Genomic DNA, 15,540 nt, shown 5'->3' on the forward strand with positions numbered 1-15,540 from the left:
TTAAATTTTTAAAGATTTGAAAAAATTAGCAAGAGAATTGAATGTCAGGTGCTTTGCCGAAACTTTATTTGGTCGGGCGACCCACATCTTTTTTACCACCGCGGTGTTTCTAAGTACTCGGTTGGTTTCCTAACGAATCAGGAACTCTTGATGTACTGCAAAATTCAGGATTTTTGGTGAAACTAAAAAATGTTAGTGAAAAAATCTAATCAATGTCTTTATTGTAGAAAATTTAACTATTTCGAGGTGCTTTTTGCTTTTTGAAAAATAAAAATTTCTACAAAAAGGAGTTTTTTAGCTTTTTTGAAATAACGTTTAAGAATGCCATCCCAAATTTTACTTTAGGAGTTGACCACATAATTTTTATTTCTTCCCAAAGTGTGGTTTCTCCATCAAGAAATTTGAAAACCTGAGAAATTGGGTTTTTAGCAAATAATTGATCAAAAACCTCTGCCATTGGGTGGCGATTTTCTTTGATTACATTCAGTAGCGTGGAGGCGTAGATCAAATGACGTTTTTGCCAAAAACTTTCTTTTTTAAAATTATTTTGACCTTTTTCAAGTGTTGATACTATCTTTTTTAGTTTCTTCTGGGTATTCGAAAATGTATAACCTGTGGCAGGATTGGTTGCTCCACCAGCGGTTCCTATTCTAATAATTCTATTTGAAACTATGTATTGTGTCTCTGTATCGGACATCGGAATTATACCAAATTCTTCTTCAAGTATTTTATAGTCAGTAAGTTTAAGGTCTTTTTTGAGATATTCGAATAAACTCTCATCGTATTCTTTTTCTGAAAGTAGTTTTTCGGAAAAAACTGTGAATTCTATTATTGCTCGGTTTTTAGTGAATGGCAAAACGTACATGAAACGGCATTCAGCATCCTTTTGTGGAACCCCGAAATTCATCATGTCAGGGATATCTTTTTCAAAAAGATTTTCTTTGGTTTCTATCACCAGGCCTTTGAAATGTTGTAAAAGATTATGGTTTTTTTTGTCCTCTAGATTGAGTTTAAATGTACTGTCAAAAACATATTGAGCAGAGAATTTGCCGTAATTGACAGTTTCAACTTCAACATTATCAGTATTTTCCTGAATGTTATTTACTTTGTCGAGACAAAAAATAATATTCGGGAATTTGTCGAGATGGTTGTTGACGAAATTATAGAAATCTATACCTCTCAATAGTTTGTAACTGTATTCTCCAAGGTCATAGATTTTTTCTTTCTTGTGCGAATCTACAATTTTTACGCTCTGCCATTTTTTGAAAAGGATTTGGTCAAAGGGATTGTCAATTTTTTCCCAAAAAGCCCAAGTTCTATCGTTTTTAGTTTTTCTTTCTGGGTCTATGATCAGAATTTTTTTATCCGAAACTTTGGATAGGGAAATTTGGTAGGCCAATGAAAGACCCGACATGCCACCGCCGCAAATAATATAATCGAACATATTATTTTCGGACTGCTTTTGGTTCATAAAAGATTTGCTGTTCAGACGTTTACGTGTCTTTCAGAGTGATAAGATGAACGAACCAATGGCCCCGATTCTACGTATTTGATTCCCCTTTTAAGGCCTTCTTCTCTATAAAGGTCAAACATGTCAGGGTGGATAAATTCAATCACCTCGTGGTGCATTTTGGTTGGCTGCAAATATTGTCCAAGGGTTAGTATATCACAACCGTTTTCTGCCAAATGATCCATGGCCTCAAAAACTTCGTCCTTAGTTTCGCCCAGCCCAAGCATTATACCTGTTTTTGTACGTTTTCCGTATTCTTTGGTTTTTCTGATTTGCTCCAAGCTTCTCTCGTAACGAGCCTGCGGTCTCACTCTCCTGTAAAGATTTTTAACGGTTTCCATGTTGTGCGAGACCACTTCTTGGCCTGCAGAAATCATCCTATATAATGAATCCCAGTCGCTTTTGGTATCAGGAATAAGCGTTTCTATTGTAGTTTTTGGCGATAATTCCTTGGTTTTTACCACAGTTTGGTACCATATTTCGGCACCTTTGTCTTTCAGTTCGTCACGATTTACAGAGGTAATAACAGCATGTTTGACACCCATGGTTTGTATGGCCTCTGCCACTCTTTGGGGCTCGTCTGTGTCGTATTCGGTTGGGCGTCCAGTGGCAACAGCACAAAAATTACAGCTTCTCGTGCAAATATTTCCAAGAATCATGAAGGTTGCTGTACCCTCGCCCCAACATTCGCCCATGTTCGGACAGTTGCCGCTTTGGCAAATGGTGTGCAGCTTATTATTATCAACTATCTCTCTAACTTTTCTATAACTCTCACCAATAGGAAGCTTCACTCTTAGCCAATCGGGCCTCTTCTTTCTCTCACTTAGTTCCTTTACTTCCATTCTTGTTGTTTTTTACCAATTTCTTGTTTCCAAAGTACAAAGTTAAATAAAGCGTGGCAAAGGTCTGCGGATTATCTGAAAATTTGGAGGCCAAAATCTCAGGTTTCTTGGCAAAGACCTCGAAAAGTGTACCCAATTCTACACCAGTAACGTTGTTGTTGAAAGTGGAGATGTCGATATTTGTTGCTAGTTTGGCGTGTAAGCCTGGGTTTACTTTTAGGCCAGTAAATAGGTTTTGAAACAAACTACCGGCACCAATTATGTAACTCGTATTAGTGTGAATATTAGGATCATAAGCTACTGTTTGCGGAGAATCTCCTTTCTGATTGGTATATTTTATATAGTAAGGTTTTGTTAAACCCAAGCTTGGACCACCCGCTACTATCACGCTGAAGCCCACACTGTTTTCATCTGTTTTTTCGAAAAAATAAAACTCTCTGCCATATTGAGGGCGAATAGAGAAGAAGTAATTGGTTTTGCCATAGACATACTTGCTACCATAGGCACTCAAAATACTCTCTTCACGTGGGTTTTTGAGATTTATAGCTTCAACTGAAATGTAGCGATTTACAGGTTTATTTTTTCTTTTCGAAACAGGAAACGAATTTCTCAATATGACACCACCTAACAAACTTGTGTAATTGTTGGTAGTAAGGCCATACGACAATGTCTTGGTGTCAATGCCCGTATCTTCTTCGTTTTTTTGCGAAAAAACCAATAGCGGCAAAAGACCTAAGCCAAAAAATAAAATCAAACTTCTTTTTAACATCCTGAATCCGATTTGTTTTGAAGTAAATATAGATTAATATTTCAAAATACTAACGAACAAAACCTGAAAAATGTTCTGTTTTCGTTTCTCTAATCAGCATATTTTGGTGTTCAACTAAAAAATATCTTCATAAATTTTTCTTTCTTCAAAAAAAATATAAAATTCGTGCCACTGTACGCCCCACGACAAACGGGAGTCGAAAAGGTAGAATTTGCCTGATATTGCAACCGTTGTTCTGCTGATGCAATGAATTCGATTTAAGCAGGATGTTAAACTTTTTTGGATAGTTTTCGGAAATAAATACCTGAACCCAAGAAAATTATAGAAATGATGAAGTAAAAGGCTGAAATCTTTACTTCTGGTTCGTCAGTAAAATTATTTTGGTACAAAATAACCCCTATAATCAGTACCATTATGCTGAATGCTATCAGCAGTGCCCAGCCAAGTTTGTTTAGTATATCTTCCAAATTGTTTTTTCACAAAAATAATTAAATCATACAGAATTCTTTTTGTTAGGACAATTTATTAAACTCAATTGTTTCAATTCCACCGAAGATTTTAGAACTTGCAGTTTGTAATAAATCAGAACTCAGATATGTCAAAAATTCAGTCGTTCAAAGACGAGATTGCTAAAGGTTATACTTTCAAAGGAGATTCTATTGTATTGGGTGCCGCCAAATTGGACGGAGAAGTGGTAAAAGGTACGCAAGTAAAGATTCCGCTTAAAACTATGAACCGCCACGGGCTTATAGCTGGAGCTACAGGAACTGGAAAAACCAAGAGTTTGCAAGTTTTGGCTGAGAGTTTGAGTGATGCCAGTGTGCCGGTGCTTCTGATGGACATCAAAGGTGACTTGAGCGGAATAGCCATGGCAGGTGAGGAGAAAGATTTTATTTTAGAAAGAACGAACGCTGCAGGTATTGAATATAATCCGAACGGTTTTCCGGTAGAAATGCTCACTTTAAGTGATCAAAAAGGTACTCGTTTGAGAGCCACCGTTTCGGAGTTTGGTCCTATTTTACTATCGAAAATATTGGGCTTGAATGATACGCAGGAAGGAATAGTGTCGGTAATGTTTAAATATTGCGACGACAATAAACTGCCTTTGCTTGATTTAAAGGATTTTATCAGGGTTATTCAGTTCTTGAGCGAAGAAGGCAAAGAAGAATTTGAAACCAATTATGGTAGAATGTCGAGTACCTCTTTGGGGACAATAATGCGGAAAGTTATAGAACTTCAACAGCAGGGTGCCGATGTGTTTTTTGGTGAGACTTCGTTTGATATTGACGATTTGATGCGTATCGACAACCAAGGACGTGGTATGATATCGGTGTTGAGGGTAATGGATTTGATGGACAGACCTAAGCTGTTTTCGACATTTATGCTCAGCTTGTTGGCCGAATTGTACGCCAGTTTGCCAGAGGCAGGCGATGAAGACCGCCCTAAATTGGTGATTTTTATAGACGAGGCACATTTGGTATTCCAAGAAGCATCGAAGGCTCTTTTGAATCAAATAGAAACCGTGATCAAGTTGATTCGCTCGAAAGGAGTTGGTATATATTTCTGTACACAAAACCCGCAGGATGTACCCGCTGCTGTTTTGGCCCAATTGGGTCTGAAGGTACAACATGCCTTGAGAGCTTTTACCGCCAATGATAGAAAGGCCATTAAAGAGGCTGCTGGAAACTACCCGGAAACAGATTTTTATCAAACAGAAGATATTCTAACTGCCATGGGAATAGGGGAGGCTTTGGTGACTTGTTTGAACGAAAAAGGTATTCCTACACCTCTCGCTGTAACTTTTATGTGTCCGCCAAGGAGTAGAATGGACGTGCTGTCAGACGAAGAAATAGAAGAGATTATTGAGCAATCAAAGATTGCCAAGAAATACAATGAAGTGATTGACCGAGAGAGTGCTTATGAGATTTTGAACGAAAAACTCAGTACTGCTGATGAATCCGAGGAGGCCGAAGCTGCACCTAAAGGCAAACAAGAGAAGTCAACTTTAGAAACAATTTTGTCTAGCTCAGTTACACGTCAAATAGGGCGAACGGCTGCTAGTATTATTACCAGATCACTTTTGGGTGCTTTGGGATTGAGCGGGAAAAAGAAAACAAGCTGGTTTTAATACAAAGCTATCATGCTAATAGGAATCGGTGGGCCCAGCAGGTCTGGGAAAAGTACTTTGGCCAATCTTTTGGTGACACATTTCAGAAGGAATGGTAAGAAAGCTATAATCTTTCACCAAGACGATTTTGTGTTTCCAGAGACGCAAATCCCCAAAATCAAAGACAAAACAGATTGGGAATCGCCGCTTTCTATTGATCATGATTTACTACTGGAGGTAGTTAGCGATTTCAAGGAACGCTTTGATGTGGTTATAATCGAAGGTTTTTTCGCTTTTCATGATGACAGACTGAACGCGATTTATGATAAGCGTATATTTGTGAAAATATCCAAACGTACTTTTATTATCAGAAAAGCCATGGACTCTCGATGGGGATATATACCTACTTGGTACATTGACCACATCTGGAAGTCTTATCTCAAAATGGGTAAACCCTCTACCATAAAAACCGACTACCTTGAAGCCTCCGGCGAAGACGAGTTCGACATGAAAAAGATATTGGGGTATTTGGAGAGGTGAGGGGATACCCATTGCTTAGTTAAGGCTTTATGTTCTACAAATAATTCTAATTGCCATTCAATATTTAAAGATTCTTAATGTGAATATGTTTAAAATAGCGTTTTTAGTGCTGTCAAAAAAGATTTTATTGATAGAATAAAGTTTAATTCGATTCCGAATCAACTAAATATTTGAGTTGAAATCTATATGACCGGGCTTTATCTCGAAATCTTAATATTAATTTCGAATACTACAACCTTACCACTTCACCTGTTTTTACAGACTCATCACAAGCAAAGGCTATTCTGAGACTATTAACGGCATCTTCAACATGGTGTGTTAAGTCGCTATCGTTTTTGATGGCATTTAAGAAGAATATTTGCTCTCTTTTGCAGAGCTCGTTGTGGTCGGGTTCGTCGGTGAGGTCAATCCACTCGTCAGGTCTGGTGAAATTATTGGCTGCGTCAATATCTGCATAATGTACTTTCAAGGATTCCGTTTTGGTGTGTGCGTCAACATTGTCTGACTGTCCCGCTTTTCCGGCGTCTTTAGCCACTATAGAAACGCAACCTTTTGGTCCAATTACATCTTTAACAAAAAAGGCAGTCTCAGACATCATGGGTCCCCAGCCAGCTTCGTACCAACCGACCGATCCATCCTCAAAACGTATTTGGAGTTGCCCATAATTGTAGTTTCCAGCGGGAATGTCTTCCGTCATTTTAGCTCCAATAGCACTTACCCATACTGGTTTCGAACGCGTCATTTGGCACATCACATCTATATAATGTACGCCACAGTCTACTATCGGGCTTAGACTTTTCATAAGGTTGCGGTGTACGTCCCACATGATACCGTGACTTTGTTGGTTGAGGTTCATCCGCATTACCAAGGGCTTGCCCATGGTTTGGGCTACTTCTACAAATTTTTCCCAAGAAGGATGCACCCGCAGGATATAACCAATCACGAGTTTTTTATTATGTTTCTTGGCTGCTGCCGCTACTCTTTCGGCTCCAACCACTGTGTCGGCTAGTGGTTTTTCTATAAATACATGACAGTCAGCTTCTAATGCCGCTATTGCATAGGCTTCGTGCGTATCTGGGTAGGTGTTTATACTTACTGCATCCGGTTTGGTTTCTGCCAATGCGGTATAGTAATCATCGAATAGGGGATAGCCACCACCCAGTTTTTCATTGAGCCTTTCTTTGCTTTTGCCAGGAGACACTATTCCGCAAATTTCGAATTCCGGAAGATTGTGGTAAGCCAAAGCGTGAGAAGTTCCCATATTTCCACAACCAACAACCAAGACACGTATTTTCATATATTTATAATTTACTGCTAAGTCCAAGTGACGTCAAGAAATGATTATTTCTATTTGTATATAGTGACTTAACCACTGAAGTTTTACTTAAAGCCTTTATAGAGTCAAAATTAAAAAAAATAGCCCAACGTTTCCGCTGGGCTATCAATATTTTTTAAAATATTTTAATTAGTCCTGAACGTAGGTTTTGTTTCCGTTCGAGTTAATGTAGTATCTGCCACCTCTTGGGCCTTCATATATCGTACGACCTTTGGCGTCTTTACCTACAGCTTTGTCTGCACCAGCTACTTTCTTTTGCGTGCCTTTGTCAGCTTGTGTAGTTTTGGTTTCAGTTGTTTTTGTTTTTGAACCTTTGTCAACGGTAGTTTTTTCTACTTTGGTCTTGCTGTCACCTTTATCGTTTGTTTTGGTAGTTTTATCAACTTTGGTTTTGCTGTCTTTGTCTACCTTGGTTTTCGTTTCTTTTTCTGTCTTACTCTTGCTGTCCTTGTCTACTTTACCTTTTGTTTCTTTGGTAGTTTTAGACTTCGAGTCAGCATCTTTGGTGGTTTTGCTACCTTTTTCACCTTTTGTTTTTGAGTCTTTGTCTACTTTAGATTTGGTTTCCTTGGTAGTTTTTTCCTTTTTGTCAGCTGATTTCTCTTTTGAAGTTTTTGACTCCTTGGTTGTTTTAGCTGGTTTCTTCTCCGAAGTTTTTTTAGTGGTTTGGGCACTTACCATCTGAAATGTAATGCAGATAGCAACAAGAATACTAAGAATCTTTTTCATGAAAAATATATTGGTTTAAGTTTTAAATTGTACTCTAAACGAGGTTTATGATAGTTTATTTAATTTCAGCCGAAATTTACAAATTATTAACATTACAGAAGCAAAGAATGCTCTGATTTTTTTAAAACATGGGCTATGGAGTTATAAGAATTTTTGAGAGCTTGTTCAACTTCCTCTTCGTTCATCCATTTGAGTTCTTCTATGTCTTCTTCTATTTGGGGCTTCATATTTTTATCAGATATGAGTTTCATGGCGTACCATTTGGTTTGCTTTAGTACCAATTTGCCCTTCATCATGTAGGTATGCCAGGTGGTACAAATCTTGTCGTTCACCATTACAGTTACTCCACATTCTTCTTCTACTTCACGTTCTGCAGTTTTTTTAGATTTTTCGTTGGCTTCTGCCTTTCCTTTTGGTAAATCCCAAAAACCTAAACGCTTCATCATTAGTATTTTACCCTCGTGATTCTCAACCACACCGCCAGCGGCTTTAATTACCTGCAGTTTGTCTTTTATTTTCAGTTTAAAAAGTTCTTCGTTTTTAACCTCAAAAGTCAAGTGTCCGAGTCGCTCAGGCTTTGAGGACTGGGCAAATTTAATGAAGGTCATTATATTGTTGAAGTTGGCGTTTTTTATCAGAACATTGCCGCTCAATTCTTTAAACTCTACAATCTCGGTTTTGATGTCAAAAACATGGTCGAAATTCTTGGAATGATCTTTAACGAAATGCGTGCTTTCAGATATAGTGATGGCCTTGTTGTTGACAAATATGAGCATAATGGTTTTTCAAAAACACAAAATTAATGGTTTTATCTATTAAAAGGACTCGCAAGCATTTTTTTTAATACCAAGCACTTTATCTATTTTAAAAATTTCGTTACTTTGCAGTTAAATCAGTGTAGATGATTGGAATAATCATCTTAATTTTTAATGGAAATTTTAATAATTCTTTTTCTAATTGTTCTTAATGGTTTGTTTTCGATGGCAGAAATTGCCCTGGTTTCATCCCGAAAAACGAAATTAGAAATTGCTTCTAAAAACGGTGATAGAAGAGCAGCGGCGGCCTTGGCCTTAGCCAATTCCCCAGGCAAATTTCTCTCAACTGTTCAAATCGGCATAACTCTTATCAGCATCCTTACAGGTATTTATTCAGGCGACACTTTCAAGGGCTACCTCATACCATTTTTTCAGCAATTCGAAAGTCTTGCGGCTTATGCCGAAACTCTGGCGGTGTTTTTCATTACATTAGTTTTGACTTACTTTACCTTGATTTTGGGCGAGTTGGTGCCAAAACGCATAGGTATGGCGAAAGCCGAGGAAATAGCCATGTACGCTGTGAAACCTATGAGCATCGTTTCTTTGCTCACATCGCCTTTCATTTGGTTATTGAGTAAAACTTCCGATTTGATATTTAAACTTATAGGCCTCAAAGAAAACGATAGCTCGGTAACTGAAGAGGAGATCAAGACTTTGATGCAAGAAGGTGCAACTGGTGGTACTATAGAGGAAATAGAACACGAAATCGTGCAGAATGTCTTTCATCTGGGTGATAGAAGAATTACATCTTTGATGACCAATATCAATGAGGTGACTTTCTTGGATTTGGACGATGATTTTGAAGTAAATAAAGAAAAAATTATCGACAAAAAACACTCGGTTTATCCTGTTTGTCAAGATGGTATCAATGACATGCGAGGTCTTTTGTACATTAAAGATTTATTGGGTAAAGACCTTAATCATGAACTTCAGAAATTAGAAACCAATCTTCGAACGGCAATTTATATTCCTGAAAATAATCATGCTTATCAGGTTTTGGAAAAATTCCAGGAAGAGCGTAAGCATTTTGGAATTATAGTGGACGAATACGGTAACGTGGTAGGTATTGTTACCATGAACGATATTTTGGATGCTTTGGTAGGCGATATCTCAGAAACCAATGAGTTTGAGTTTGAAATAACTGAGCGAGAGGATGGTAGTTTTCTGATAGATGCTTCCTTACCTTTTGATGATTTCTTGAATGAATTTGAAATAGACTTACCAACTCGAAAGGAATACACCGGTTTCGACACCATGGGCGGTTTTGCATTACATATATTGCAAGAAATCCCAGCCACTGGCGATACTTTCGAGTGGGGTGAATTCGAATTTGAGATAGTAGATATGGATAAAAACCGTATCGATAAGATGTTGGTTACCAAGAAAATAGAGGACAAAGAAGATTAAAATGAATACCGCCAGAAAAATTGCTACTTTTTTACTAAAAACCAAAGCCGTAAAACTAAGTCCTGAGAAACCCTTTAAATGGAGTTCAGGTTGGAATTCGCCCATCTATTGCGACAACCGCATCACGCTTTCAGATGTTGAGGCTCGTACATTTATAAAAAAAGCCTTAGCAAAAGCCATTAAAAAGGAATTTCCAGATGCTACTCTAATTGCAGGAGTGGCTACGGCTGGCATAGCCCAAGGTGCTTTAGTGGCTGATTATATGAACTTGCCTTTCGCTTATGTAAGACCTAAACCGAAAGAACACGGCATGGGTAACCAAATAGAAGGTAAAATAGAAAAAGGACAGAAAGTAGTCGTACTAGAAGATCTTATTTCTACGGGTGGAAGCTCTATAAAAGCTGCGGAGGCATTGATAGAACAAGGCATAGAAGTAGTAGGAATGATAGCTATTTTTACCTATGGTTTCAAAACCGCAGACGAAAATTTCGCCGAAAAAAATCTTAAACTTGTAACTCTCAGCAACTACAACTATCTGATTGATGAAGCTTTGAAACAAGAATACGTAAAATCTTCTGATGTTGAATCTCTCAAAAAGTGGAGGAGAAACCCTGCCAAGTGGTGAGGGTTTGGTGTTTAGCATATATCAAAAAAGCAGGACGAAAAGCCTGCTTTTTTTAATGAAATCCAATCGATTTTTCTATTTAATGTCCGTTTTTCTTCAAAATAAACTACCAAAAATAATATTTTAATCAGCGTTGCTTTTATTGTGGCGGACAAAAAACCGTTTTTTGAGCGTGCCAATATGAAGCTTAATGATAAATTCACCCAAACAAGTCACTGCTCAAATATCTATCTCCTCTATCGCAGCAGATAAATACGATAAGCCCAGAATCCAATTCCTTGGCTAATTTAATGGCCGCAGCCGCCTGACCACCGGAACTCATTCCACCGAAAATGGCCTCTTTTTTAGCCAATTCTCTGGCCATAATGGTAGATTCTTCTTGAGAAATATCAAAAACTCTGTCTACACGGCTCGGGTCGAATATTTTGGGTAAATACTCTACTGGCCAGCGTCTTATGCCTGGTATGGATGAACCTTCGGTGGGCTGACATCCAACTATTTGAATGTTCGGATTTTGCTCTTTCAAATACATCGATGTGCCCATTATGGTGCCTGTAGTACCCATAGAAGCCACAAAATGTGTGATTTTCTGTTCGGTATCTCGCCAGATTTCTGGGCCAGTAGTTTTATAATGTGCCAGATAGTTGTCAGGATTGGCAAACTGATTCAATTGCAAATATTCATCAGTTGAGGATTTCTCCTCTGCGTAGTCTCTACATGCCTCTATGTTTTCAAGCAAAATTACTTTAGCTCCGTAGGCTTCCATGGTATCTACCCGTTCCTTGGTGGAGTTTGAAGGCATAATGAGCTCTATTTCAATGTTATACAAGCATGCAATCATAGCTAAAGCTATACCTGTGTTTCCACTGGTGGCTTCAATGAGTTTCATGCCTGGTTTTATTTCTCCTCGCTCTAAAGCACTCTTGATCATATTCAGTGCAGGTCGGTCTTTTACGCTTCCGCCTGGATTGTTTCCTTCAAGTTTTGCGAAAATCCTTACGTTTGGGTTTGGACTAAGTTTGCTCAATTCGGCAAGTGGTGTATTTCCAATCAAGTCTAATATTCCGGGCATAAAATGGCTTTTAAATCAAAACTCAAATTTAAACCAAAAAGTGCATTTTGAAATCTTATCACTCCTTTTTTGTTTTTGATTCCTTGTTTTATAAAAATTCTCAGAAAAAGTATTTTTTGTCTATAAAAAGCTCATTTAATTCATGAGGTCATTGTTAAATTAACTTAAAAAGAATATTTTCGCATTGTGTATTCACTTAATCAATAAACCAATTATGAAAAAACTCTTTTTGGCTTTCTCGTTCTTGTTTTCAACCATAGTTGTTGTGGCCCAAGGTCCTTCTGGTACTACCTACAATGCCAATACAAGGTTTGAACAACTAGGCGGAACCTTGCCTACTCCTAATACTTTTCGTACCGCCTCAGGTGCTCCTGGTAAGGATTATTTTCAAAACAAAGCTGATTATGACATCAAAGCCGAGCTGGATGATGTAAATCAACGTATAATAGGCTCTGAGATAATTACTTACACCAATTTCTCAACAGATGATTTGAAATACCTTTGGTTGCAGTTAGATCAAAATTTATTTCAGAAAAATTCAATTAATGCTCTTGGTAAAACTGGTGGTGTAAATCCACAGATGAGTAGTACTCAGTTAAATGGTATGAATTCTCCAAGTTCGGTAAATACCACCATCACAGCTGAAAAAGAGTATGGCTACAAGATAAAATCTGTAAAAGATTTGAAAGGTGCTAATATTCCTTATACCATCAACGGAACCATGATGAGAGTGGACATTCCCGTTTCATTGAAGCCCACCATTGCTACTTCTATCAAAATTGAGTGGGAATACAACATTACCGAATACTATGGCAGATCTGGCTACGAGTTTTTTGAAAAAGACGGTAACTACAACTATTTTATTGCCCATTGGTTTCCTCGTATGTGCGTGTATGACGACGTAAGCGGCTGGCAAAACAAACAGTTTTTGGGTCAAGGAGAGTTTACACTTCCATTCGGTGACTACAAAGTAGAAATTACCGTTCCTGATGATCATATTTTGGGTGCCACTGGTGAGTGTCAAAATTACGCCAAGGTGTTGTCTAAAGTGCAGCAGCAAAGGATGAAAGAGGCTTCTACCTCTAAAACTCCTGTGATTTTGGCCACACAAGCCGAGGCAGAGGAAAGAATGAAATTTAAAAGTACCAACAAACAAACTTGGATCTTTACTGCCAAAAAAGTGAGAGACTTTGCATTTGCTACTTCTCGAAGATTCATTTGGGATGCGATGCAAACAGATGTTTATGGCAATGGAAAGAAAATATGGAGTATGTCTTTTTATTCTAAAGAAGGAAATCCTCTTTGGGAAAAATACTCAACTCGTGTTGTAGAGCATACGTTGAGGTCTTATGGCCAACATACCATAGAATATCCATATCCTGTAGCTATCTCTTGTCATGCAACACGCGGTGGTGGTATGGAATATCCAATGATTAGCTTCAACGGAGGAAGGCCAGAGCCAGACGGTACTTACTCTGAAGGTACCAAATACGGTATGATAGGAGTAATTATCCACGAAGTAGGTCACAATTTCTTCCCGATGATTGTGAACTCGGACGAGAGACAATGGAGTTGGATGGACGAGGGTTTGAATACTTTCTGTCAATATTTGGCCGAAAAAGAGTGGGACAAAGATTATCCAGCTCGCCGAGGAGAGCCGCAGGACATCGTGCCATACATGAAAACCGACAAGACACAGCAGGTGCCAATCATGAGTTCATCTGACAACATCATGGCTTTTGGACCAAATGCTTACGCTAAACCAGCTACTGGACTAAATATGCTTCGTGAAACTATCATGGGTAGAGAACTTTTCGATGCGGCATTTAAAGAATACGCACGTCGTTGGGCATTCAAGAGTCCAATGCCAGCAGATTTCTTCCGTACTATGGAAGATGCTTCGGGTGTTGATTTGGATTGGTTCTGGAAAGGATGGTTCTACACTGTGGAGCCTGTAGATCAAGATCTGGCGGAGGTACAATGGTATTCACTGGATACCCAGAATCCCGAGTTAAGCAAAGCTGAAATCAAGAAAATGGATGAGGCTAAAGCCAAAACCATGAGCAAAATGCGTGATAAAAAAGACATTCCACAGTCAGTTGTGGAGGCTGATCCTTCTATGAAAGATTTCTATAATTCATATGATAGATATGCTGTTACTGAAGCTGACAAGAAAAAATATGAGGCCTATAAATCCTCGTTGTCTCCTGATGATCAGAAACTTTTAGAGTCTGGAATGAACTATTACGTTTTGAAAATTAAGAATAAAGGCGGATTGGTAATGCCTGTAATAGTTCAAGCCGTTTATGAAGATGGAACCACTGAGGATTTTAGATATCCAGCCGAAATATGGAGACTAAATGACGTTGAAATTACCAAGACTATTCCAACTAAGAAAAAAGTGGAGAAGTTCAAGCTTGATCCTTACATGGAAATAGCAGATATTGATACCGCAAACAATAGTTTTCCAAAAGAGCCAGAAGCTCCAACGAAGTTTCAGTTGATGAAGCAGCGTTCGTTTGGACCACAAGGCCTAAACCCGATGCAGGAAGCCAAAAAGAATGATGCTGCTGGCGTTGGAAGCAGTGGTAGAAACTAATTTTGCAAGATTCTAAGATTTTTGAGAGAGAGGTAAGTCAGGCTTATCTCTCTTTTTTATTTTATTTTTGAAAAAACTTGCAACTTTTTTTTCTGTCGTTCATCTTTAAACGAAACAATCCTAGTTTGAGTTACGAATATACAAAAGACAAGACAAGTGAGCTAGTAGAGCTTTGCAAGGTGGGTAACCCTGTGGCCCAGCGAGAGATTTATAATTTGTATATCAAGGCGATGTTTAACACGGCACTGAGGATTGTTGGAGATAGGGAAGAGGCCGAGGATGTGATTCAGGAGTCATTTTTGGATGGATTCATGAAAATAGGAATGTTTAGAGGAGAGTCTACTTTTGGTGCCTGGTTGAAGTCAATAGTTGTAAATAAGTCTATTGCTAAACTTCGAAGCAGAAAAGTAGTTTTAGAAGAAATTGACGACAAAATGGAGTCAACTTTTGTGAGCGATGACGACGACGATCTAGAGGAGAAGATGGAGACTATTGAGCGAATTAAAAAAGGTATAACCAGCTTGCCCAATGGCTTTAGAGTGGTTCTGAATCTGTATTTGTTCGAGGGCTACGACCACCAAGAGATAGGTGCCATTTTAGGAATTAGCGAGGTGACTTCAAGGAGTCAATATATACGAGGGAAATCAAAACTATTAGAAATTTTAAGGGTTAAACAATGAAATTAGAAGAGTTTATAAGTAAGAACAGAGTAAAATTTGAGGAGGAAGTTTCTCCTGATTTATGGACAAAATTAGAAAAGCAATTGCCCCCAAAACCTAAACCAACAATTTGGGTAAATAGTAAAATTTGGAGGATTGCCGCTGGTATAATTATTTGTTTGGGTGTTGGTTTTTGGTTTGGAAAGTATTCCAAAGAGGAGGTTTTTGCATCCAAACAAGACAAAATGATCAGCTCTGAGCCTACTTTGGTTACCTACACCGAGGCTGTAAGTGAGAAAAAGAAAAACTTGGAGGATTTAATTGAGAAAAATCCTGAACTGCAAAAGGCTTTTTTGAGTGATTTATCTGACTTGCAGAAAAATTTCGAATACCTGAAGTCGCAGTTGCCTCACAATCCGAACCATGACCAATTGTTTGAGGCTATGGTACAGAATCTTAAATGGCAAATTGAGCTTCTCAACCAACAAACTGCTATAGCAGTAGATGTTAACAAACACGAAATACTTTAA

General features: G+C 38.2%; 15 protein-coding genes and 1 riboswitch. Of the genes, 7 read left to right on the forward strand and 8 right to left on the reverse strand.

Features of this window, described 5'->3' with window-relative positions; genetic code table 11:
• Positions 1 to 54: 54 nt before the first annotated feature.
• A riboswitch (SAM-I-IV-variant riboswitch) is annotated at positions 55 to 159 on the reverse strand.
• A gap of 118 nt (positions 160 to 277) precedes the next feature.
• The 4 genes from EGI31_RS06475 to EGI31_RS06490 form a co-directional block, all read right to left on the reverse strand.
• Positions 278 to 1,471 carry a lycopene cyclase family protein gene (locus EGI31_RS06475; protein ID WP_255036375.1) on the reverse strand — a complete coding sequence of 398 codons (1,194 nt, stop codon included), beginning with the start codon at positions 1,469 to 1,471 and terminating at the stop codon, positions 278 to 280.
• A 14-nt stretch (positions 1,472 to 1,485) separates the two neighbouring features.
• A complete protein-coding gene (gene lipA, locus EGI31_RS06480; RefSeq protein WP_255036376.1) occupies positions 1,486 to 2,352 on the reverse strand; it encodes a lipoyl synthase in 867 nt (288 codons plus the stop codon).
• A complete protein-coding gene (locus EGI31_RS06485) occupies positions 2,330 to 3,121 on the reverse strand; it encodes a hypothetical protein (protein WP_255036377.1) in 792 nt (263 codons plus the stop codon). The genes lipA and EGI31_RS06485 overlap by 23 nt, the downstream gene beginning before the upstream one ends.
• 269 nt (positions 3,122 to 3,390) lie before the next feature.
• Positions 3,391 to 3,588: a hypothetical protein gene (locus EGI31_RS06490; protein ID WP_255036378.1), complete on the reverse strand. Its 198-nt coding sequence runs from the start codon at positions 3,586 to 3,588 to the stop codon at positions 3,391 to 3,393.
• Between the two features lie 128 nt (positions 3,589 to 3,716).
• On the opposite strand from EGI31_RS06490, the gene EGI31_RS06495 reads away from it, so the two are divergent.
• Both EGI31_RS06495 and EGI31_RS06500 read left to right on the forward strand, forming a co-directional pair.
• Positions 3,717 to 5,249, forward strand: a complete 1,533-nt coding sequence (locus tag EGI31_RS06495) for a helicase HerA-like domain-containing protein (RefSeq protein WP_255036379.1) — start codon at positions 3,717 to 3,719, stop codon at positions 5,247 to 5,249.
• Between the two features lie 12 nt (positions 5,250 to 5,261).
• Positions 5,262 to 5,768: a uridine kinase family protein gene (locus EGI31_RS06500; protein WP_255036380.1), complete on the forward strand. Its 507-nt coding sequence runs from the start codon at positions 5,262 to 5,264 to the stop codon at positions 5,766 to 5,768.
• Positions 5,769 to 5,997: 229 nt separating this feature from the next.
• On the opposite strand, the gene EGI31_RS06505 is transcribed toward EGI31_RS06500, so the two are convergent.
• From EGI31_RS06505 to EGI31_RS06515, 3 genes are all read right to left on the reverse strand, one after another.
• Complete coding sequence (locus tag EGI31_RS06505; RefSeq protein ID WP_255036381.1) at positions 5,998 to 7,065, reverse strand: Gfo/Idh/MocA family protein; 1,068 nt, start codon at positions 7,063 to 7,065, stop codon at positions 5,998 to 6,000.
• 168 nt (positions 7,066 to 7,233) lie between these two features.
• Entirely contained in the window at positions 7,234 to 7,833 is a 600-nt protein-coding gene (locus EGI31_RS06510; RefSeq protein WP_255036382.1) for a hypothetical protein, read from the reverse strand.
• 92 nt (positions 7,834 to 7,925) lie between these two features.
• Positions 7,926 to 8,609 carry an NUDIX hydrolase gene (locus tag EGI31_RS06515; RefSeq protein ID WP_255036383.1) on the reverse strand — a complete coding sequence of 228 codons (684 nt, stop codon included), beginning with the start codon at positions 8,607 to 8,609 and terminating at the stop codon, positions 7,926 to 7,928.
• A gap of 153 nt (positions 8,610 to 8,762) precedes the next feature.
• Here EGI31_RS06515 and EGI31_RS06520 point away from each other — a divergent pair, with 153 nt between their 5' ends.
• On the forward strand, positions 8,763 to 10,055 hold the full coding sequence (locus tag EGI31_RS06520) for a hemolysin family protein (RefSeq protein WP_255036384.1): 1,293 nt from the start codon (positions 8,763 to 8,765) through the stop codon (positions 10,053 to 10,055).
• Between the two features lies 1 nt (position 10,056).
• The gene (pyrE, locus tag EGI31_RS06525) at positions 10,057 to 10,680 is read left to right on the forward strand and encodes an orotate phosphoribosyltransferase (RefSeq protein ID WP_255036385.1); all 624 of its coding nucleotides are present in this window, start codon (positions 10,057 to 10,059) and stop codon (positions 10,678 to 10,680) included.
• A 199-nt stretch (positions 10,681 to 10,879) separates the two neighbouring features.
• Here the strand turns inward: pyrE and cysM are convergent, their stop codons facing one another.
• Complete coding sequence (cysM, locus tag EGI31_RS06530; protein WP_255036386.1) at positions 10,880 to 11,752, reverse strand: cysteine synthase CysM; 873 nt, start codon at positions 11,750 to 11,752, stop codon at positions 10,880 to 10,882.
• A 214-nt stretch (positions 11,753 to 11,966) separates the two neighbouring features.
• Here cysM and EGI31_RS06535 point away from each other — a divergent pair, with 214 nt between their 5' ends.
• The 3 genes from EGI31_RS06535 to EGI31_RS06545 all read left to right on the forward strand — a co-directional run bounded on the left by EGI31_RS06535 (position 11,967) and on the right by EGI31_RS06545 (position 15,540).
• Entirely contained in the window at positions 11,967 to 14,351 is a 2,385-nt protein-coding gene (locus EGI31_RS06535; RefSeq protein ID WP_255036387.1) for a M1 family metallopeptidase, read from the forward strand.
• A 125-nt stretch (positions 14,352 to 14,476) separates the two neighbouring features.
• Positions 14,477 to 15,031: an RNA polymerase sigma factor gene (locus EGI31_RS06540; protein WP_255036388.1), complete on the forward strand. Its 555-nt coding sequence runs from the start codon at positions 14,477 to 14,479 to the stop codon at positions 15,029 to 15,031.
• The gene (locus EGI31_RS06545) at positions 15,028 to 15,540 is read left to right on the forward strand and encodes a hypothetical protein (protein ID WP_255036389.1); all 513 of its coding nucleotides are present in this window, start codon (positions 15,028 to 15,030) and stop codon (positions 15,538 to 15,540) included. The genes EGI31_RS06540 and EGI31_RS06545 overlap by 4 nt, the downstream gene beginning before the upstream one ends.

This window comes from Lacihabitans soyangensis (genome assembly GCF_024343775.1).
In the GTDB taxonomy this organism is placed as follows: Bacteria; Bacteroidota; Bacteroidia; order Cytophagales; family Spirosomataceae; genus Leadbetterella; species Leadbetterella soyangensis.

What these genes read in the sequence shown, in the direction of transcription:
- EGI31_RS06475 (WP_255036375.1), bottom strand. Translation starts at nt 1,471, where the DNA reads ATGAACCAAAAGCAGTCCGAAAATAATATGTTCGATTATATTATTTGC.
- lipA (WP_255036376.1), bottom strand. Translation starts at nt 2,352, where the DNA reads ATGGAAGTAAAGGAACTAAGTGAGAGAAAGAAGAGGCCCGATTGGCTA.
- EGI31_RS06485 (WP_255036377.1), bottom strand. Translation starts at nt 3,121, where the DNA reads ATGTTAAAAAGAAGTTTGATTTTATTTTTTGGCTTAGGTCTTTTGCCG.
- EGI31_RS06495 (WP_255036379.1), top strand. Translation starts at nt 3,717, where the DNA reads ATGTCAAAAATTCAGTCGTTCAAAGACGAGATTGCTAAAGGTTATACT.
- EGI31_RS06500 (WP_255036380.1), top strand. Translation starts at nt 5,262, where the DNA reads ATGCTAATAGGAATCGGTGGGCCCAGCAGGTCTGGGAAAAGTACTTTG.
- EGI31_RS06505 (WP_255036381.1), bottom strand. Translation starts at nt 7,065, where the DNA reads ATGAAAATACGTGTCTTGGTTGTTGGTTGTGGAAATATGGGAACTTCT.
- EGI31_RS06510 (WP_255036382.1), bottom strand. Translation starts at nt 7,833, where the DNA reads ATGAAAAAGATTCTTAGTATTCTTGTTGCTATCTGCATTACATTTCAG.
- EGI31_RS06515 (WP_255036383.1), bottom strand. Translation starts at nt 8,609, where the DNA reads ATGCTCATATTTGTCAACAACAAGGCCATCACTATATCTGAAAGCACG.
- EGI31_RS06520 (WP_255036384.1), top strand. Translation starts at nt 8,763, where the DNA reads ATGGAAATTTTAATAATTCTTTTTCTAATTGTTCTTAATGGTTTGTTT.
- pyrE (WP_255036385.1), top strand. Translation starts at nt 10,057, where the DNA reads ATGAATACCGCCAGAAAAATTGCTACTTTTTTACTAAAAACCAAAGCC.
- cysM (WP_255036386.1), bottom strand. Translation starts at nt 11,752, where the DNA reads ATGCCCGGAATATTAGACTTGATTGGAAATACACCACTTGCCGAATTG.
- EGI31_RS06535 (WP_255036387.1), top strand. Translation starts at nt 11,967, where the DNA reads ATGAAAAAACTCTTTTTGGCTTTCTCGTTCTTGTTTTCAACCATAGTT.
- EGI31_RS06545 (WP_255036389.1), top strand. Translation starts at nt 15,028, where the DNA reads ATGAAATTAGAAGAGTTTATAAGTAAGAACAGAGTAAAATTTGAGGAG.